This is a genomic window from Streptomyces sp. NBC_01267 (assembly GCF_036241575.1).
Lineage (GTDB): Bacteria > Actinomycetota > Actinomycetes > Streptomycetales > Streptomycetaceae > Streptomyces.
The window spans coordinates 520,976-539,093 of record NZ_CP108455.1; the positions used below are offsets into that span (position 1 = coordinate 520,976).

Here is an 18,118-nt window from a genome sequence, read left to right on the forward strand (position 1 = left end):
GTCGCGCACCGGGCGTACGGGCCGGGGCGCCTCGTTGCCACCTCGCTCAGCTCGCCTCGTTCAGCTCGCCTCGTTCACCTCGCCGCGTCGGACGGCAGGCAGGCGAGGTAGGTGGCGCGGTGCACGGCGCGGGCGATCCGGGCGCCCCACCGCGACCGGGGTCCCGCGAAGGACTCCACGGCACCGGGCGGGCCGAGCGACGGATCCCGGGCCGCGACGCACACGGCGTCGGTGGGCGTTCCCGAGGCGTCGACGCCCGCGTCACGCAGCGCCTGGACCTTGGCCTCGGTGGCGGTGGCGACCGCGTTCACCAGCGCCGCGTCCGTCAGCGGCACCGGAACGGCCACAATGATGTTGATCGTCCCCGCGGGCAGGGGCGCCGCGCTGCCGATGCCCGGGGCGGCGGCCCAGCCGTGCACCCCGATGCCCGCGGTGACCAGGGCCTGCGCCTCCCCGTCCACGGCTGAACGGGCGTTCCGTACGGAAGCAGCGGTCATCAGGCCGACTCCGGGGCCCGTGGCGCCGGCCTGCGCGGCGAGTTCGGACAGGTGGCGTTCGCTGTCCGTCCGTGCGTAGCCTGCACGGACCTGAGCGTTGAGCACCCAGTGCCGCTCACCCAGACCACCGCCCAGCACGGCGCTGGAGATCATGCGATTGCCGGGGCCGGGCGTCCAGAGGAGCAGCGGCCAGGACCCACCCTCTTCTTCGCGGTCCAGCACCCGTACGTCATCGAGGGAACGCGGCCCCGCAGCTCTCGTCAGCACCCCGCACCCTAACGCGCGACAACCGCGCGCCGGGATGCGGGCTGCGGCCCTAACCCTCGGGGCGGTCCGTGGCTGATTCTTCCGTGGCCAGGCTCTGCGCGGCGAGAGCGGTGGCACCTCCGCCGGCCTGAATCGCCTCGACCACCATCTGGTGCAGTTCGCGGCTGAGCGCTTCGGAGCCACAGGGCACAGGACTGCCGGTGAGCGTGAACCAGTCCGAGGAGCCGCTGTACTGCACGGCGAACTGCACCTGATCGTCCGACCACGTGGTGTGCACCGTGACGTCGCCGGTCAGCACGCCGATCTCCTCCGTACGGACCCCGCCGGGTCCTGCGAAGATTCCGCTGGTTGTCCACGATGCCCAGGTCATGGCGGGTCGCCTTTCAGCCTTTCGAGCGCATTTCGATTATGGCACCGCAGCTCGTGACATGCACGGCAGCTACCGGACGACCTGGCACTTGTCCGGCCGGCCGGTAGCGTGGTGTGAACCGGTGACTGCGTACGCGAACGAAGGGGCACGGAGATGGGGCGTACCGCACAGGACCTGCTCAGGGCCGGCAAGGCCGAACTGGCACCGGCCGCAGCGGCCAACCCCCTCGTTCCGCTGATCGCGGCGGGTACGGCCCGCCTCGGCGCGCTCCGTGCGCTCGCGCTTGAACAGCGGCACATCATCGCGAGCGACCGCAGCTCCTTCCACCACCTCGCCGTGCGGTGCACGGAGCGCCGGGAGAGCGCCGCCGCGGCCTTCTTCACGAGTCTCGAAGAGGGTGAGGAAGCCGCTCTGGAGCAGTTGGCCGCATTGATCGCCGCGTGCGGACTCGACGAGGCCGACGTCACCGGGTACGAGCCGACGGCCGGCTGCCAGGCCTACCCGTCGTACGTGGCCAGGCTGGCCCTCACCGGCAGACCGGCCGAGGCCGCCCTCGCGCTCACCGCCAACTTCGCTGCCTGGGGCGGCTACTGCGCCACGATCGCGCAGGGCCTGCGCACCCATTACGGCTTCGACGACAAGGCCTGCGGATTCTTCGACTTCTTCGCACAACCGGCCTCCGGTCTCGACGCACAGGCAACGGCCGCGGTACAGGCAGGACTTGACGCCGGACCAGGCAGCACCTTCGACATCACGGTCGCCCGCAGGCACGGACGGCTGCTGCAGAGTTACGAGTCGATGTTCTGGGACTCCCTGGCCCGGCTCGCCTGACTCTCCTGACCTCGGACAGAGGGTTCCCCGTCGCAGCGGGTCAGGTCGCGACGGGCACACCCGTGGACGGACTCGCTCCGGCGGCGACCAGACCGGCGAAGCGGCGGGTGAACTCGCCCCAGACGTCGGCGGACAACGGCGCGTCCGCCTCCGCCGCGGCGATCAGTGTGGGTGGATCGAATCCGAGGGCGCGGAGCTCCTGCTCGTCCCACGCCGCGATGTGCGCGGCTTCTGCCTCCGGGTGGAACTGCACACCCCAGGCCCGGTCGCCGACCCGGAACGCCTGGTGGGGGCAGGCGTCGCTCTCCGCGAGCCAGGTGCTGCCCGGTGGCAGCCCGGTGATGGTGTCCACATGACGTTCGATGGCCGGAACCACGCCCGGCAGCCCCTGGAACAGGGGATCGCCGGCCGCTTCGGCGCGCAGCCGGATCGGCGTACTGCCGCATTCCGGGGTCCCCGTCCCGCCCTGGACCGTGCCTCCGGCCACCTGGGCGAGGAGCTGTCCGCCCAGGCAGATTCCCAGCATCGGGATGCCTGCGTCGAGAGCTTCGCGCACCAGGGCGCGGGTTCCCGGGAGCCAGGGTGCGCGTTGGTCGTCGTCGGGAAGATAGCCGCCGCCGAGTACGACCAGGGCACGGCGCCCGAGCCCTTCGGGGAGCGGGTCGCCGTTCCAGGGGTGCACGACATCCAGGTGCAACCCGGCGTCCCGCAGCCAGGATCCGACCCGGCGGGGGCCGCCGTCCGGAGTGTTCTGCACCACGAGGACCCGGGGCGCGGATACCTGTCGTTCGCTCATCCCGCCATTCGACCACGCGGGTTCAGTGCTCGGACTCCCGGTCGTCGAACTCCTCCGGGAACGGACTGTCCGTACCCTGCGGGGGCTCGGGCCCGTACTCCGTCATGATGACGGTCTGCTCGACACGGACGATGCGGTAGACGCGCTCGCCGATGATGATCTGGTCCGCCCCGTTCTCGACGGCCTCGGCGGCCTGGGCGTAGCGGGCGCCCGCCGGGGCGTGCGCCGTCAGCTGGCGCAGGACCGCGGCCAGATCGAGGCGGGCCTCGTCCTCGCTCGGCTGGGCGGGGAACATCTGCCGCCAGCCGGCACCTTCGAGGACCATGGCCGCGTATGCGGTGTAGGGCGCCATCCGGGTCCGCTCGAATGACGTCGACTCGATCGGGTAGCGGCGGCGCAGCTTCTCCTCGCGGGCGCCGACCGCGAGTACCTGTCGCGCTTCCTCGTCGAAAGCGCTCTGGCTGCCCGCGGTCTCGTCGTGATCGCTCATGAGGCCATCATCACGCCCCCGGCCGCGTCGTCGGAAGGTTTGAGCGTGGTGTCCGGCCCCGGCATCCGCGACGTGCGCCGGGGCCGGACACGGCGCGGATCGTCCCAGGGGTCCGCGCGCGACCGCGCCCACGGACCCCTGGGACAGCGCTGCTACTTCAGGCCGGCCCGGTCCAGGATCCCGGCGATCGCCCTGGTCTCCTGCTCGTCCAGGCGGCGCATGGGCGGGCTGACGGTGTTGTGGGCGATGATGCCGCGCACCTGGAGCGCGGTCTTGAACGCGCCGAGGCCGGCGGAGGTCCCGGACGAGGTGGCCGGGTCGGCGACGAAGACGATGTCGAACAGCTCGGCCAGCCGGTCCTGTTCGGCCTTGGCGGCCACCCAGTCGCCGCGGTCGGCCGCGTCGTGCAGACGCCGGTAGCCGTGCGGGTCGACGTTGCCGAGACCCGGTACGGATCCGTCGGCGCCGCCGAGCAGCATGGCGTCGACCACGACCTCGTGCCCGGTCAGCAGGGCGAATTCGGGCATCTCCTTCAGGTCGATGGCCAGCCGGCGGAACGCCACGTCGTCGCCGCTGGAGTCCTTGACGCCGGCCAGCACGCCGTCCTTGGCCAGCGACAGGATCAGTGAGCGGTCCAGCTTGTTGTTGACGCAGACGGGGATGTCGTACGCGAAGAGGGGCAGGTCCACGGCCGCGGAGATCAGCCGGAAGTGCCGGTCGATCTCGGTGGCGTGGGTGCGGGTGTAGAAGGGGGCGGTGGCGACCAGGGCGTCGACGCCCTGGCGGGCCGCGGCCTCGGCGCGTTCGACGACCTTGTTGGTGGTGGTCTCGATGACTCCGGCGAGGACGGGCACCTGACCGCCGGCCGCGCCGACGATCACGTCGAGGACAGTGGCCTGCTGCTGGTCGGTGAGGTAGGCGACCTCGCCGGAACTGCCGAGAGCGAACAGGCCGTTCACTCCCCCGTCGATCAGGAAGGCGACCAGCTTTTCCAGGGAGTCGGTGTCGACCTGCCCGTCGGGCAGGAGCGGGGTGACGACGGGGGGAACGACTCCGTGGATGCGGGGCGTGCGGGGGGTCAAGACGTGCTCCTTGCGGTGGTGTCGGGGAGTGCGGCGGCCGTGTTCGCCACGGCCGGCTGGGGGTGGACGCAGTGCCAGCGGTGCTCGTCGGGGCCGGTGGCCACGGGGAAGACCGTGGCGCAGTCGTCCTCCGCCTTCCAGCAGCGCGTACGGAACGGGCAGCCGGTCGGCGGGTTGGTCGCCGAGGGCACCGGCCCGGTCAGGACGATGCGCTCGGTGGTCGTCAGCAGGCTGGGGGTCGCTGACAGCAGCGCCTCGGTGTACGGATGTGCGGGTGCCGAGGCGACGGCCGACGCGGTGCCCTGTTCGACGATCCGGCCGAGGTAGAGCACGGCGAGACGGTCGGAGAGATAGCGCACCGTCTGGATGTCGTGGGAGATGAACACCATGCCGAGGCCGAGGCGGGCCCGCAGGTCCATGAGCAGGTTGAGCACCTGGGCACGGACCGACACGTCGAGCGCGCTGGTGGGTTCGTCGGCGACGATCAGCTCCGGTTCCAGGGCGAGTGCTCGCGCGATGGCGACACGCTGCCGCTGGCCCCCGGAGAGCTGGCTGGGCAGTGCCCGCAGGGTGTGCCCCGGCAGGCCGACCAGATCGAGGAGTTCCTCGACCCGCTCCTCGCGTTCCTGGACCGTGCCGCGCTGATGCACGTCCAGCGGGTCGCGCAGGATCCGGCCCACGGACATCCGGGGGTTGAGCGCGGTGGCGGGGTCCTGGAAGACGACGCCCACGGCCGAGCCGAATTCGCGCCGCCGCCGTGCCGCGGGGATCTCCCAGAGGTCCTCGCCACGGAAGAGCATGCGCCCTTCGGTGGGCTTCTGCAGTCCGGTGAGGACCCGGGCCAGCGTGGACTTCCCGCAGCCGGACTCACCCACCAGGCCGACGATCTCGCCGCGTTCGACCTGCAGGGTGGCGTCGGTCAGGGCGTGGACGGAGTCGCGGTGGAACAGGCCGCCGCTGCGGGCGCGGTGGCGGACGTGTACGCCTTCGAGCTGGATCATCGGGCACTCTTCTCCAGCAGCGCGGGGACCGCCGGGTGGTGACAGGCGAAGCCGTGGTCGTCCGCGCTGCGGTCGGTCAGGGCAGGGGGCGTGGTGCGGCAGAGCTCGGTGGCCGCCGGGCACCTGGAGGCGAAGCGGCAGCCGGTCCCGAAGTACTTCGGGGCGGGGACCACTCCCTTGATCTGGTGCAGGCGTTCCGCGCCGGTCTCCAGTGAGGTCACCGAGCCCAGCAGTCCGCGGCTGTAGTGGTGCGCGGGATCGGTCAGCAGCGGCCGGGTGGCGCCCACTTCGGCGATCTGGCCCGCGTACATCACCGCGATGCGGTGCGCGAGGTCGCCGACCAGTGCCAGGTCGTGGGAGACCAGGACCATGGCGAAGCCGAGTTCGTCGCGCAGCTGGACCAGGAGTTCGACGACCTGGGCCTGCACGGTGACGTCGAGCGCGGTGGTCGGTTCGTCGGCGATCAGCAGCCGGGGGCTGCGGGAGAGCGCCATGGCGATCAGCACGCGCTGGCGCTGGCCGCCGGAGAGCTCGTGCGGGTAGCTGCGGAGGGTGCGTTCCGGTGCGAGACCGACCAGTTCGAGCAGTTCCGCGGGGGTCTTGGTGCCGCCGCGTGAGGTGAGCTGCTTGAGCTGGGTCCCGACCAGTACGGACGGGTTGAGCGAGGAGAGCGCGTCCTGGTAGACCATCGCGATCTCGGGTCCCGCCAGGGAGCGGCGCTCCTTGGGGTTCATCGTGAGCAGGTCCCGGCCGCGGTACTCGATGGCCCCGCTGACCTCGGCGTTGCGCGCCAGCAGGCCCATGACGGCGAGGCTGGTGATGCTCTTGCCGCACCCGGACTCGCCGACCAGTCCGAGGGTTTCGCCCTCGTGGACGGTGAAGGAGATGCCGTCCACGACCTTGACGTCGCCGTAGCGGTCCGGGAAGCGGATGGCCAGATCCTTCACGGCCAGCAGCTCGGCCGCGGTGTCCGGTACGGGGGTGATCCGCGACGGGGTACGCAGCACCTGGGCGGCGAGCGCCGCCAGGGCCTCGTTCACGGTGTCCTGGTCCACGGCCTGTTGCGCGAGGCCGTCGGCCGCGGCACCCGATACGGCCTGTCCGTCCGGGTCTTCGACCGTCTCCTGCCCGGCCGGCGTGGGCGCGGGGGCGGCGCCGACCGCGGCGGTGGCTGCGGGATCGACCTGGTCGGCCCTGGCCCCGCCGGGCGCGGCGGAGGCGTCGGTGAGGCCCTCGGAGAGGATGTTGAGGGCCAGTACGGTGATCAGCAGGACGAGCCCGGGGAAGAGGGTGGCCCACCAGCCGCCGGACAGCAGGATCTGCCGGCCGTAGGAGAGGACGTTGCCCCAGCTGGGTTCGGGGTCCTGCACACCGGCGCCGATGAAGGACAGACTGGCCTCGAAGATGATGGCTTCGGCGACGAGCACGGTGGCGAACACCATGACGGGCGCGGCGCAGTTGACCGCCACGTGGCGTCGCACGATGTAGCTGCGGCGGGCGCCGATGACCTTCTCGGCGGCGACGTAGTCCTCGCCGTACTGGGAGAGCACGTTGGCGCGGACCACGCGGGCCAGCGACGGGACGTACACGAAGGCGATGGTGAAGATCAGGACGGGCACGCTGGAGCCGAAGACCGTGACGAGCACGGCGGCCAGCGCGATCGGCGGGAAGGACATGACGATGTCCAGGGTCCGCATCACCGATTCGTCGCCCCACTTGCGCGACGTGGCGGCGAACGAGCCGATGACCGCGCCGAGTACGACGGCGACGGCTGTGGCGCCGAGTCCGATCATCAGTGAGTACCGGGCGCCGTAGACGACACGTGCGAAGATGTCGCGGCCCACCCGGTCGGTGCCGAACCAGTGGTCACCGCTGGGTGACTGAGCAGGCATCCCGGTGGCGAGCGGGTCGGAGGCGACCAGGGGTGCGAAGATCGCGGCGAGCACGACAACGACGAGCAGGCCGAGGGCGATGCGTGAAGTGACCGGCAGGGAGCGGAAGCGGATGCCGGGGCGGGACAGCCTCTTGGCGAGGCCGATGCGGCCAGTGAACATGTCACACCGTCCTGATACGCGGGTTGACCAGCAGGTAGAGCAGGTCGACGATGACGTTGACGACAAGGAACGCGATGGCGATCGTGAGGACAGTGCCCTGCACCAGCGCCACGTCCCCGCCGGTGACGCCTTCGAGGATCAGCTTGCCCATGCCCGGAAGGTCGAAGATCGCCTCGATGACGACCGCGCCGCTGAGCAGATATCCGACCTTGATGCCGAGCACGGTCAGCGGGGTGACGAGCGCGTTGCGCAGGACACCGCGGATGACGAGCAGGCGCGGCAGGCCGTTGCCGGTGGCGGTGCGTACGTAGTCACGGTCCAGTTCGGTGACCATCGAGGTACGGATCAGCCGGGCCAGCGAGGCTGCCACCGGGACGGCGAGGGAGATCGCGGGCAGCGTCATGCACTTCAGCCACCCGCTGAAGGAGTCCGCTGGACTGATGTACCCCCCGGTGGGAAAGATCGGGGAGCGCAGGGCGAACTGCTGGATCAGCAGGACCCCGAGCCAGAACGAAGGCACCGCGACACCCGCCATGGACAGCACGCGGATCAGCTGGTCGGGCCACCGGTCACGGAAGACGGCGCCGGTCACACCCAGGAGCACCGCGAGGACGACGGCCAGCACGAGGCCCAGCAGGGTGAGTTGGAGGGTGAGCGGGAAGGCCACCGAGATGCGGTCGGCCACCTGCTGGCTGGGCGGCACGGTCACGCCGAGATTGCCGTGGACCAGGTCTTTCAGAAAGTCGAAGTAGCGTACCGGCAGCGGGTCGTTGAGGCCGTTGGCCTCGGCGAACGCGGCGCGGGCGGCAGCAGTCGAGCTCTCTCCGAGGGCGTTGTAGGCCGGATCGGCCGGGGAGAACTGAAGCACCACGAAGACCAGGAGCGTGATGCCGAGAATCATCACCGGCATCATCGCGATACGGCGCAACGCGAGCCGGAGAAAAGCAACCATCGTGAGGTTCCTTGCGGTTTGGGAGGGTACGGCCGGCGCCGGGTGCACCCGGCGCCGGCGATCCGGTCAGGCGCGGGCGACGTCCAGGAAGGACAGACCGGTGGTGGGAACCGGCTTGAAGCCGGAGAGCGCGCTGTCGTCCCAGGCGGTGGGCAGCTTGCGGTGCAGGATCGGGTAGAGCGGGGCCTGCTCGGCGACGATGTCCGTGACCTGCCCCCACAGGTCCTTGCGCTTCGCCTCGTCGGTGGCCTGCGCCGCCTCGTCGAGCAGCTTGACGACCTTCTTGGCCTCGGCGGTGCCGGACCAGTGGAACCGGGACTCGGGCCAGGTGCCCACGTAGAACCAGCGCATCAGCAGGTCCACGTCGTTGCCGAACACCGACGGGTCGCCGGGCGCGACGAGCACCTCGAAGTCGCCCTGGTCGACCTTGGCGTACTGCGCGGAGGACTGGCCGATGTCCAGGGTTGTCTGGACGCCGACGGCGTCCCAGCACTCCTTGACCAGCGGGGCGATGTCCTGGACCCAGGAGGTGTCGGTCAGGAGCAGCTTCACCTTGAGGCCCTTGACGCCGGCGTCCTTCAGCAGCTGCTGGGCCTTGGCCTTGTCGTACGTGTAGACCGTGGAGGCCTTGCGGTAGTCGGGGTGCGTGGTCTGCAGGTACCCGGAGGCCGCCGTCGCGCCGCCGCCCATCGCGGTGGTGATGATCTTCTGGGTGTCCAGGGCGTAGTGCAGGGCCTGCCGGACCCGCTTGTCGGTGTACGGCGCCTTGGTGCAGTTGAACATCAGGAAGAGCTGGCCGAAGGACTGCGCCGACTCGACCTTGGACTTCTTCTCCAGCCCGGCCATGTCGATGTAGGGAACGTCCTCGATCGCCTGGACGCGGCCGGACTGCATGGCGCTGACCCGGGCGGAGGCGTCGGAGACCAGGTTCCACACCATGTTCTCGGCCTTGGCCGGGTAATGGCCGTTGTAGGCCGCGTGCTTCTTGAAGACGATCTTGTCCTCGCGCGTCGCGGAGACGAGCTTGTAGGGACCGGACCCGACCGGCTTGGCGTCGAAGCCCTTCTGGTCGGCCTGGACGATCTTCTTCGGGACGATCTTGGCGACCGATATGCGCGAGGGGAAGAGCGCGAACGCGTACTTGAGCTTGAACTCGACGGTCTTGGCGTCCACCGCCTTGACGCTCTTCAGGAACGGCAGGAACTGCGCCATCAGCGAGGCGTTCTTGACGTCCAGGATGCGCTCGAAGCTGAAGACGACGTCCTCGGGCGTGACGGCCGAGCCGTCGTGGAAGGTGGCGCCGTCACGCAGTGTGGCGTGGTACGTCGTGGCGTCGATCTTCGTCGGCATCTTGGTGGAGAGCGCGGGCCGGGCGACCAGTGTGACCGGGTCGAGGTCGACCAGGCCTTCGAAGACATGCCAGTTGGCCGCCACCGGGGTGGCACCGGAGGAGGTCATCGGGTCGAAGCCGGTGGACAGCGCGTACGAGATGCCGGCTTCGATCGTGGTCTTGTCACCCGACGAGGCGGAGGTGCCCTTCGTCGAGGCGGGGCCGCCACAGGCGGCGAGAGTGCCCGTGAATGCGGCGGCGGCACCCACCGCCCCGGCGAAGCGCAGGAAGCTACGGCGGTCGACTCTGGCAGGTGTCTTCTGAGACACGGGGCCCTCCTTGGTGCGGGGGAACGAAACAGCGTCGGCATCGGGCGAGCTTACTTGTCCGATGTCTGATGTCTGATGGCTGATAACGTGTGAACGTAGCTGGGACAAGGAGAGGGGTCAAGGGGTGGAGAGCAGGCAAATCCTGGAAGGACGTCAGGGGCGTTCCCTGCTGAGGAAGGAGGTCAGCGAGGGAATCAAGCGTTACATCCTGGACAACAAGCTCCGTCCGGGAGACCCGCTGCCCACCGAGAGCGAGTTGAGCGCGACACTCGGGGCGAGCCGGTCGAGCGTGCGCGAGGCCGTCAAGACGCTGGACGCGCTCGATATCGTCGAGGTCAGGCACGGACACGGCACCTACGTCGGACGGCTGAGCCTGTCCGCACTGGTGGAGGGACTCACCTTCCGCGGCCTGCTCAGCCGCGACGACGATTTCAAGGTCATGTCGGACCTGGTGGACGTGCGCGAGCTCTTCGAACGCGGCATGGCCGAGCGGATCGTCGCCTCCCTGGACACCGAGCACGTGGACACGCTGTACCGGATCGTCGACGACATGGAACGGTCCGGCAGCGGCGACGGCACCGGCTTCGTCGAGGCCGACCGCTCCTTCCACGCCCTGCTGGTCGCCCCGCTGGGCAACGAACTCATCGGGCAGTTGTCGCTGGCGTTCTGGGACGTCTACACGATCGTGGTGCCCCACCTCGGGGTGATCACCAGCAAGGACGAGGCCGAGACCGTGGCCAATCACCGCAGGATCGTCGACGCCGCCCGCGCCGGTGACGTCGACGCCTTCGCGCGCGCCATCGCCGAGCACTACGCGCCGGTGCGGCGACGGGTCGAGGAGGCGCGGGCGGCGGTTCCGGCCGCCGACTGACCCCTTCCCCTGCCCCTGCGGGCCCGGCCCCTCGTCCTGATCTTGACGAGGGGCCGGGCCCGTCTTATCGTCACAACCCTCAAGACGTCTGACGTCATATGTCATGGTTGTGGAGGAGTGCCGAATGCCACTGACGGATCTCACACTTGCCGAGTGTCTCGCCTACCGCTCGGAAGCGACCGCTCCAGCGGCCTTCGACACCTTCTGGGCCGGCACACTCGCCGATTCCAGGCCCGTCGAGCCGGTCTTCACACCGGTGGACAGCGGCCTCAGCCAGATACGCGTCTACGACGTGACCTTCCCGGGCTTCGACGGCGCCCCGGTCCGCGGCTGGCTCCGCCTTCCCGCCGGGCCGCCGCGCCGACTGGGCTGCGTGGTCGAGTTCCTGGGGTACGGGCGCGGCCGGGGACTGGCCCACGAGAACCTGCTCTGGCCCGCGGCCGGATTCGCACACCTGGTGATGGACACCCGCGGTCAGGGCTGGTCGTCGGCCCCGGGCTGCACCCCCGACGAGGGCCCCTCGGGCGTCGGCCCGGTGCCGGGCTTCCTCACCCGGGGCGTGCAGTCACCCGAAACGCACTACTACCGGCGGCTGTACACGGACGCGGTCCGGTGCGTGGAGGCCGCCCGCAGCCACCCCGAGATCGACCCCGACCGTATCGTCGTCGCCGGGGTCAGCCAGGGCGGCGGCATCACTCTCGCGGTGTCCGGGCTGGTACCCGGGCTGGCCGGGGTGATGCCCGACGTCCCGTTCCTGTGCGACATGCGCCGCGGGGTGGAGCGTGCCGCGATGCCCCCGTACACCGAGATCGCCGAGTACCTCCAGCTCAACCGGGACCGCGCGCAGAGCGTCTTCGAGACGCTCTCGTACTTCGACGGGGTGCACTTCGCAGCGCGCGCCACCGCCCCCGCGTTCTTCTCCATCGCGCTGATGGACCCGATCTGCCCGCCGTCGACCTGCTTCGGCGCCTACCACGCGTACGCGGGTCCCAAGCAGGTCGAGGTCTACGGCTTCAACGGGCACGAGGGCGGCGGTGAACACCACCGGGCGCTGCAACTCGCCTGGGTGCGGGAGCTGATCGGCTGATCACGCCTCCTTCCCGGCGCCGCCGGTGTCAGCCCAGAGCGGCCAGTACGTCAGTGACCCGGCCGCTGAACACGGGCGCATCGGCGGCGCCGTTGCACTGGGTCCCCACCACGCGTACCGGCGCGGTTCCGGTGCAGGTGACCGTCAGGTTCGACAGGGTGCAGCCGGACAGCAGCCAGCCGGTGCCCGCGAGGTCGGTGGCCCGGATGTCGGTGTACCAGAGCGTGTTGCCGGTGAAGGTCGGCGGCAGCAGTCCGTTCACGACGATGCCGGAGCCCGGATCCAGCGCCGAACCGCCCACCGGGAAGGCCGCGTTGGCGCTCCACAGGGCTTTCGCCCCGCCGTTGGAGTGGTTGAACGTGTTGCCGCTCAGGGTTCCGTGGTTCCAGTTGTCCGAGGTCAGGGACCCGTACGGGCTGGTGCGGGCGAACGAGTAGTAGGCGCCGTAACAGCCCATCACCGAGTTGTCGTTGATCGTCCAGTTGCCCGACGAGTTCCAGATGGCGAGCCGGCAGTAGGTGAAGGTGTTGTCGCTGAGGACCGAGTACTCGCAGCGGTCGGCGATCGAGACGCCGAAGTAGCAGCGGTCGAAGGTGTTGCCCCGCAGTTTGGACCGGTAGGCGAAGTAGTCGTCGCTCGCCGACCCGGTGACCGCGATCCCCGCTCCACGCCAGTGGGTGAAGTCGCAGTCGAGGACGCGGGTGTTGGTGCAGCGGTCCAGCCGGAGGCCGACGTGGCCGAAGGAGGCCGCCGAGCCCAGCGGGTCGGCGGTCCTGCCGAGGAAGGTGATGCCGGTGAGTGTGATGTCGCTCCGGCCGGTGGCCTTCAGCGCACCGATCGTGTCCCCGGTGACGGTGACGGTTGCCCCGTTGCCCACGATCCGGCAGCCGTCGGGCAGTTCGACCGTGGCGGACAGGGTGTAGGTGGCGCCGGGTACCAGCTGGACCTGCGGGGTCGCGGCCAGTACGGACGCCCAGTCGGCGCCCACGGCCAGCACCGGGAGGCCCGTCGCCGCTGTCGCGGCGCTCGCGGGGGTGGCCGGTGCCAGCGCGGTCACGGTACCTGCTGCCGCGACGGCGGCCAGCGCCCTGCGAGTGAGCGACGGACCGCCCGATGCCGGATTCATGTCTGCTGCAACTCCTCTGTTTCGTGCGGTGCGTGGTACGGGGACGGGGTCAGGACTGCTGGGCCCAGTCGAGTGTGAAGCTGCTGAACACGATGCCGCCGGTGGCGCCGATCTCGTACAGGTCACCGATCGACCCGTTGCCGAGTACCGCCGTGGTCGAGTAGCCGGCCTCGCCGGACTTGATCAGCACCTGGTGCGGCCAGGTCACCCCGTCGTCCTTGCTCACCCGTACGGTCAGCTCGCTGCGGCCGGTGGACGCGTTGTTGCTCTGCAGGGCGACAGCGGTCCTGGTGGGGTAACCGCTCGCTGAGACGTCGGTGGGCTTGAGGTAGGAGAGCTCGTCGGAGTTGCAGCCCGGGTCGATCAGACCGGAGTTCCAGGCCGTGCCGAAGGCGCCCGCGACGTCGGTACCCGCGGCGGTGTCGGCGGCCGTGGCGTACCAGCGGTTGCCGCCGCTGTTGGAGCGCAGGTTCTGTACGACCTGACCGGTGCTGCGCTGGATCGCCTTGTTCTCGTTCACTCCGGTCCCGGCCGAGGCACCCGCGTGCCAGGTGACGCCGTGGTCGTCGGAGTAGATGTTGCCGGCGTGGTCGACGCCCGACTCGTTGTAGACGATCGGCTGCACCAGCCGGCCGCTCGACAGTTGGATGCCGTGTCCGGACGAGGCGAACATACCTGCCCACGAGACGCTCTTGACCTGCGGGTTCAGGTCGACCGGGGCGCTCCAGGTGGCGCCGTTGTCGGTGGAGCTGATGTAGCGGATGTGCATCGCGGTCTTGTCGGTCGCGGAGTTGGAGCCCGCCTTGGATCCGTAGTAGCCGACGCCGGGCGCGGGTGCGTAGTTGATGAAGGCGTACACCTTGCCGTTGGGACCGGCCGAGCGGTCGACCAGCAGGCTGCTGTCCCCGTACCCCTCGGTGGTGGTGTCCGTGTGGGCGACGGTGGACGCGGGGGTCCAGCTGGCGCCGCCGTCGGTGCTGCGCCGCATCGCGACCTGGATGTTGTTGCTGGCGCCGCCGAGGTCGGCGGCGGAGTCGACCCGGGCGTCGGTCATGGCGATGATCGTGCCGTTGTTGGTGACGGCCATCGACGGGATACGGACCGACACCGCGGTGCCGGTGTAGCTCTCGTACCCGGTACCGGCCGCGTTCCGGCGGTTCATCCCGGAGATCGGCGTTCCGGCGGAGGTGCTGGTCCGGGCCTCGAACAGGGTCTGTGTGTTCATCCCCGGGGTACCCACGCCCAGGCCGCAGGTCGCGGTGCCGCTCTCGGTGCGGTCGAAGCCGGTGGCCGTCGTGTGGAGGCTGTAGGCGGCGCCGTTGGCCACCGTCCAGTAGAGCGAGTCGTCCGAACTGCGCGCCGCGACGGTACGGGTCCAGGGCGAACCGGAGCGTCCCGGCCACGCGACGGTGAACGTCTTCGCCGCGTCCGACCTGTTGACCAGGGTGAGCTTGAGCCGGTGGGTCGCGGGCAGCGAGCCGTCCGTGTTGCGCGGGCACTCGGTGCTCACCTGTGCGGCCATGGACGTGCTGCAGTTCAGCGTGCCCGAGGTGGTGTTGTCCAGCCCCTGGGGGGTGGTGGTGTGGAACGAGTAGTCCGTACCACTGGGCTTCGTGAAGTACAGGTCGCTGCGGTCACCGGCAGCCACCGCGCTGGTCCAGGTACCGGCGCCCGGCCAGGTGACGGTGAAGGTCGTCGCGGCCGAGGTGGGGTTGAGCAGGACCACCCGGATCCGGCTGCTCGTGCAGTCCTGGCTGACCACGACCGACTGACTGCCGGTCGCGGCGGAAGCGGGGGCCGTCGTCACCAGCGAGGTACCGGCCACCGCAGTCAGTCCCAGCAGACCAACAGCCCAGCGGCGCATGGGTGTTGCCGCTCTCCACGTCAATGCCATCAGCTCGAACACTCCTTGGTGCGAGAGGGGGGATTGGCAGAACACCTGACGAAGGACGTCAGACGTCATGCATCAAGTGGTCGAGACCTTAGGAGTGGTCGCACAGAGGCGTCAATAGCCTGTACGCAGCTGCCATTTGCCCCGGACACGGGGAGCGGCCCCGCGGACGAGGCCGCGAGGCCGCAGGAAAAGCTCGGGCGGGCCTTCCCGCGACAGCCCTGAGGGCCGCGCCGGAAGGGCCGGGTCAGCCGAGTGAGAAGACCGATGCCAGCGTGCGCCACCCGTCGCGCGGCAGGTCCGTAGCGCGGTCGCCCTCCAGCACCTGGAGGGCGACATGGTCCGCGCCCGCAGACCGGTACTCGTCCACCCGGGCCCGCACGGTTTCCGGACCGCCCAGCGCGAACAGCGCGTCCAGGAGCCGGTTGCTGCCGCCGTCGGTGAAGTCGCTCGCGTCGAAGCCGAGCCGGACCAGGTTGTCGGTGTAGTTGGGCAGTTGCAGATACATGGCGAGCGTGCCCCTGGCGACGGTTCGCGCCCGGTCCAGGTCCGGGTCGAGTACGACCTTGAGCTCCGGCGCGAGGAGCGCGTCCGGGCCGAGCGCCGCGCGGGCCTGCGCCGTGTGCTCCGCGGTGACCAGATAGGGGTGCGCGCCGGCGGCCCGCCCGGCGGACAGCTTCAGCATCTTCGGGCCGAGCGCCGCCAGTACCCGGCGCTCCGCAGGGACCGGGTGGGCCGCGGCGTCCAGCGCGTCGAGGTAGGAGACCATCGCGGAATACGGCCGCGCGTACTGCGGGGCGAGCGCGTCGTGACTGACCCCCAGCCCCAGGACGAACCGGCCCGGGTGGCTCTTCTCGATCCGCTCGAACCGGTCAGCGACGTCGGCCGCCCGGTGCTGCCAGATGCTCAGGATCCCGGTCGCCACCGTGATCCGCCGGGTCGCTCCGACGACCTGAGCCGCCTGGTCGACGGACGGGCTGCCACCGATCCAGATCGTGCCGTAACCGAGCTCGTCCAACTCGGCCACGGCGTCGTCCACTTCGCCGCGGCGGCCGGGATCCGTGGGGTGCAGGGCCGAACTCCAGATACCGATACTGCCGAAACGGGCGTGCGCGTCAGAGGTCATGGAGGCCCCAACGCGCCCCGTCCCGCGGGTTATTCCAGTACGTCCTGCCTGTCACCCGGCCGGCCCAGGACCGTTCCGGATCCGGCGCTCGCGGGCCGGTCGGCGCGCAGGCCTGCCAGCTGCTGCGCGAACGGCAGCATGCTCTCGTACGCGTCCTCGGCGCCGCCGACCGCGGCCCGGCCCGCCATCAGGGCGGCCAGTTCCCGCCCGGCCCGCGCGATGCGCCCCGGCAGGTGTTCGGTCTGCGCGTCACCGTCCGAGCCCCAGTCCTCCGAAGCCGCGTAGACGGCCGTGGGGACGACCACCGCCCGCAGATAGGAGAAGAGCGGGCGCAGCGCGTGTTCCAGTACCAGCGAGTGACGTGCGGTACCGCCGGTCGCCGCCACGAGGACGGGCTTCCCGGTGAGCGCGGTGTTGTCGATCAGGTCGAAGAACGACTTGAACAGCCCGCTGTACGAGGCGGTGAAGACCGGCGTCACCGCGATCAGGCCGTCGGCCTCCGTCACCGCGTCGATGGCGTCGCGCAGGGCCGGGTTCGGGAAGCCGGTCACCAGATGGTTGGCGATGGCGGTCGCCAGATCGCGCACCTCGACGACCCGCACCTCGACCTCCGCGTCGGGGAGCTGCGCCGTGGTGGCCTCGGCCAGCCGGTCGGCCAGCAGCCTGGTCGACGACGGCCGGCTGAGGCCGGCGGACACGGCTACGAGCTTCAGGGGCGTCATGCCGTCACCTCCGTGTTCTTCCCGCCGGACGCTCCCGCGCCCGGCCTGCTCGATTCGGACGCGCTCGCGTCACGTGCGGCGACGAGCGCCGCGTGGGTGGGACCGTCCGGCACCTCGGCCGGGCGGCCCTTGGCGAATTCCTCGCGCAGGACGGGGACGACCTCCTCGCCGAGGATGTCGAGCTGTTCGAGCACGGTCTTCAGCGGCAGGCCGGCGTGGTCCATCAGGAACAGCTGACGCTGGTAGTCGCCGAAGGAGTCACGGAAGGCCAGCGTCTTCTCGATGACCTCCTGCGGGCTGCCCACGGTCAGCGGCGTCTCCTCGGTGAACTCCTCCAGCGAGGGGCCGTGCCCGTACACCGGCGCGTTGTCGAAGTACGGACGGAACTCACGTACGGCGTCCTGCGAGTTCTTCCGCATGAACACCTGCCCGCCGAGCCCCACGGTCGCCTCCTGCGGCGTCCCGTGCCCGTAGAAGGCGAAGCGCTCGCGGTAGAACTTGATCAGCCGCTTGAAGTGGTCCTTGGGCCAGAAGATGTTGTTCGCGAAGAAGCCGTCTCCGTAGTAGGCGGCCTGCTCGGCGATCTCCGGGCTGCGGATCGAGCCGTGCCAGACGAAGGGCGGCACACCGTCGAGCGGCCGGGGTGTGGCGGTGAAACTCTGGAGCGGCGTACGGAACTTGCCCTCCCAGTTCACGACGTCCTTGCGCCACAGCTCGTGCAGCAGCGCGTAGTTCTCCACGGCGAGCGGGATGCCCTGCCGGATGTCCTGCCCGAACCACGGGTACACCGGTCCGGTGTTGCCGCGCCCCATCATCAGGTCGACGCGGCCGTCGGCCAGGTGCTGGAGCATCGCGTAGTCCTCGGCGATCTTCACCGGGTCGTTCGTCGTGATGAGGGTGGTCGAGGTGGAGAGGATGATGTTCTCGGTCCGGGCCGCGATGTGGCCCAGCATGGTCGTGGGGGACGACGGGACGAACGGCGGGTTGTGGTGCTCGCCGGTCGCGAAGACGTCCAGCCCGACCTCCTCCGCCTTGAGCGCGATGGCGACCATCGCCTTGATCCGCTCGTGCTCGGACGGCGTCTTCCCCGTGGTCGGGTCGGTCGTGACGTCACCGACGGTGAAGATCCCGAACTGCATCGCACTCACCTCTCGAAGCCCTGAAGCCATTAGTTGAATGTTGAACTGAATCGTACAACGGTGGACCCTCCACCTGTATTCCGGCCCCGTATTCCGGCCTCGCGTTCCGGCCCCCGCGATCAGCCACTGTTCATCCGGGTGACCCTCCGTACCCTCC

Annotated in this window: 17 protein-coding genes; 3 read left to right on the forward strand and 14 right to left on the reverse strand. The window is 70.1% G+C overall.

Going from position 1 to position 18,118, the window contains the following annotated elements:
* Positions 1–74 precede the first annotated feature (74 nt).
* Positions 75–764 carry an adenosylcobinamide amidohydrolase gene (locus OG709_RS02565; protein WP_401274445.1) on the reverse strand — a complete coding sequence of 230 codons (690 nt, stop codon included), beginning with the start codon at positions 762–764 and terminating at the stop codon, positions 75–77.
* Positions 765–813: 49 nt separating this feature from the next.
* Positions 814–1,134 carry a hypothetical protein gene (locus OG709_RS02570; protein ID WP_250300172.1) on the reverse strand — a complete coding sequence of 107 codons (321 nt, stop codon included), beginning with the start codon at positions 1,132–1,134 and terminating at the stop codon, positions 814–816.
* A gap of 153 nt (positions 1,135–1,287) precedes the next feature.
* Between OG709_RS02570 and OG709_RS02575 the strand changes: the two genes are divergently transcribed.
* The gene (locus OG709_RS02575; protein ID WP_329164628.1) at positions 1,288–1,965 is read left to right on the forward strand and encodes a transcriptional regulator; all 678 of its coding nucleotides are present in this window, start codon (positions 1,288–1,290) and stop codon (positions 1,963–1,965) included.
* Between the two features lie 40 nt (positions 1,966–2,005).
* Here the strand turns inward: OG709_RS02575 and OG709_RS02580 are convergent, their stop codons facing one another.
* The 7 genes from OG709_RS02580 to OG709_RS02610 all read right to left on the reverse strand — a co-directional run bounded on the left by OG709_RS02580 (position 2,006) and on the right by OG709_RS02610 (position 9,999).
* Positions 2,006–2,761, reverse strand: a complete 756-nt coding sequence (locus tag OG709_RS02580) for a type 1 glutamine amidotransferase (RefSeq protein WP_326695389.1) — start codon at positions 2,759–2,761, stop codon at positions 2,006–2,008.
* Positions 2,762–2,783: 22 nt separating this feature from the next.
* Entirely contained in the window at positions 2,784–3,251 is a 468-nt protein-coding gene (locus tag OG709_RS02585) for a DUF5954 family protein (protein ID WP_266644457.1), read from the reverse strand.
* Positions 3,252–3,403: 152 nt separating this feature from the next.
* Positions 3,404–4,333 carry a dihydrodipicolinate synthase family protein gene (locus tag OG709_RS02590; RefSeq protein WP_250300181.1) on the reverse strand — a complete coding sequence of 310 codons (930 nt, stop codon included), beginning with the start codon at positions 4,331–4,333 and terminating at the stop codon, positions 3,404–3,406.
* Entirely contained in the window at positions 4,330–5,334 is a 1,005-nt protein-coding gene (locus tag OG709_RS02595) for an oligopeptide/dipeptide ABC transporter ATP-binding protein (protein WP_250300183.1), read from the reverse strand. The genes OG709_RS02590 and OG709_RS02595 overlap by 4 nt, the downstream gene beginning before the upstream one ends.
* Positions 5,331–7,388 (reverse strand): dipeptide/oligopeptide/nickel ABC transporter permease/ATP-binding protein, encoded by a 2,058-nt coding sequence (locus OG709_RS02600; protein ID WP_250300185.1) that lies wholly within the window; start codon positions 7,386–7,388, stop codon positions 5,331–5,333. Before OG709_RS02600 ends, OG709_RS02595 begins: the two co-directional genes overlap by 4 nt.
* 1 nt (position 7,389) lies before the next feature.
* Entirely contained in the window at positions 7,390–8,340 is a 951-nt protein-coding gene (locus OG709_RS02605) for an ABC transporter permease (protein WP_250300187.1), read from the reverse strand.
* A gap of 66 nt (positions 8,341–8,406) precedes the next feature.
* A complete protein-coding gene (locus OG709_RS02610; protein ID WP_250300189.1) occupies positions 8,407–9,999 on the reverse strand; it encodes an ABC transporter substrate-binding protein in 1,593 nt (530 codons plus the stop codon).
* A 124-nt stretch (positions 10,000–10,123) separates the two neighbouring features.
* Here OG709_RS02610 and OG709_RS02615 point away from each other — a divergent pair, with 124 nt between their 5' ends.
* Positions 10,124–10,870, forward strand: a complete 747-nt coding sequence (locus OG709_RS02615) for a FadR/GntR family transcriptional regulator (protein ID WP_374211253.1) — start codon at positions 10,124–10,126, stop codon at positions 10,868–10,870.
* A 124-nt stretch (positions 10,871–10,994) separates the two neighbouring features.
* Positions 10,995–11,957, forward strand: coding sequence for an acetylxylan esterase (locus tag OG709_RS02620; protein WP_266644448.1), 963 nt, complete (start codon positions 10,995–10,997; stop codon positions 11,955–11,957).
* Positions 11,958–11,985: 28 nt separating this feature from the next.
* Here OG709_RS02620 and OG709_RS02625 read toward each other — a convergent pair whose 3' ends face one another.
* The 5 genes from OG709_RS02625 to OG709_RS02645 form a co-directional block, all read right to left on the reverse strand.
* The gene (locus tag OG709_RS02625) at positions 11,986–13,083 is read right to left on the reverse strand and encodes a right-handed parallel beta-helix repeat-containing protein (RefSeq protein ID WP_329164632.1); all 1,098 of its coding nucleotides are present in this window, start codon (positions 13,081–13,083) and stop codon (positions 11,986–11,988) included.
* Between the two features lie 49 nt (positions 13,084–13,132).
* On the reverse strand, positions 13,133–14,977 hold the full coding sequence (locus OG709_RS02630) for an exo-alpha-sialidase (protein WP_329164635.1): 1,845 nt from the start codon (positions 14,975–14,977) through the stop codon (positions 13,133–13,135).
* A 244-nt stretch (positions 14,978–15,221) separates the two neighbouring features.
* A complete protein-coding gene (locus tag OG709_RS02635; RefSeq protein WP_326695385.1) occupies positions 15,222–16,100 on the reverse strand; it encodes an LLM class F420-dependent oxidoreductase in 879 nt (292 codons plus the stop codon).
* A 29-nt stretch (positions 16,101–16,129) separates the two neighbouring features.
* Positions 16,130–16,822, reverse strand: a complete 693-nt coding sequence (locus OG709_RS02640) for an FMN reductase (protein WP_250300199.1) — start codon at positions 16,820–16,822, stop codon at positions 16,130–16,132.
* The gene (locus tag OG709_RS02645) at positions 16,819–17,961 is read right to left on the reverse strand and encodes an LLM class flavin-dependent oxidoreductase (RefSeq protein ID WP_250300202.1); all 1,143 of its coding nucleotides are present in this window, start codon (positions 17,959–17,961) and stop codon (positions 16,819–16,821) included. The genes OG709_RS02640 and OG709_RS02645 overlap by 4 nt, the downstream gene beginning before the upstream one ends.
* Between the last annotated feature and the right edge of the window lie 157 nt (positions 17,962–18,118).

Coding starts and splice junctions, on each gene's coding strand:
- OG709_RS02570 (WP_250300172.1), bottom strand. CDS start 1,134: ATGACCTGGGCATCGTGGACAACCAGCGGAATCTTCGCAGGACCCGGC.
- OG709_RS02575 (WP_329164628.1), top strand. CDS start 1,288: ATGGGGCGTACCGCACAGGACCTGCTCAGGGCCGGCAAGGCCGAACTG.
- OG709_RS02580 (WP_326695389.1), bottom strand. CDS start 2,761: ATGAGCGAACGACAGGTATCCGCGCCCCGGGTCCTCGTGGTGCAGAAC.
- OG709_RS02585 (WP_266644457.1), bottom strand. CDS start 3,251: ATGAGCGATCACGACGAGACCGCGGGCAGCCAGAGCGCTTTCGACGAG.
- OG709_RS02595 (WP_250300183.1), bottom strand. CDS start 5,334: ATGATCCAGCTCGAAGGCGTACACGTCCGCCACCGCGCCCGCAGCGGC.
- OG709_RS02600 (WP_250300185.1), bottom strand. CDS start 7,388: ATGTTCACTGGCCGCATCGGCCTCGCCAAGAGGCTGTCCCGCCCCGGC.
- OG709_RS02605 (WP_250300187.1), bottom strand. CDS start 8,340: ATGGTTGCTTTTCTCCGGCTCGCGTTGCGCCGTATCGCGATGATGCCG.
- OG709_RS02620 (WP_266644448.1), top strand. CDS start 10,995: ATGCCACTGACGGATCTCACACTTGCCGAGTGTCTCGCCTACCGCTCG.
- OG709_RS02625 (WP_329164632.1), bottom strand. CDS start 13,083: ATGAATCCGGCATCGGGCGGTCCGTCGCTCACTCGCAGGGCGCTGGCC.
- OG709_RS02630 (WP_329164635.1), bottom strand. CDS start 14,977: ATGGCATTGACGTGGAGAGCGGCAACACCCATGCGCCGCTGGGCTGTT.
- OG709_RS02635 (WP_326695385.1), bottom strand. CDS start 16,100: ATGACCTCTGACGCGCACGCCCGTTTCGGCAGTATCGGTATCTGGAGT.
- OG709_RS02640 (WP_250300199.1), bottom strand. CDS start 16,822: ATGACGCCCCTGAAGCTCGTAGCCGTGTCCGCCGGCCTCAGCCGGCCG.
- OG709_RS02645 (WP_250300202.1), bottom strand. CDS start 17,961: ATGCAGTTCGGGATCTTCACCGTCGGTGACGTCACGACCGACCCGACC.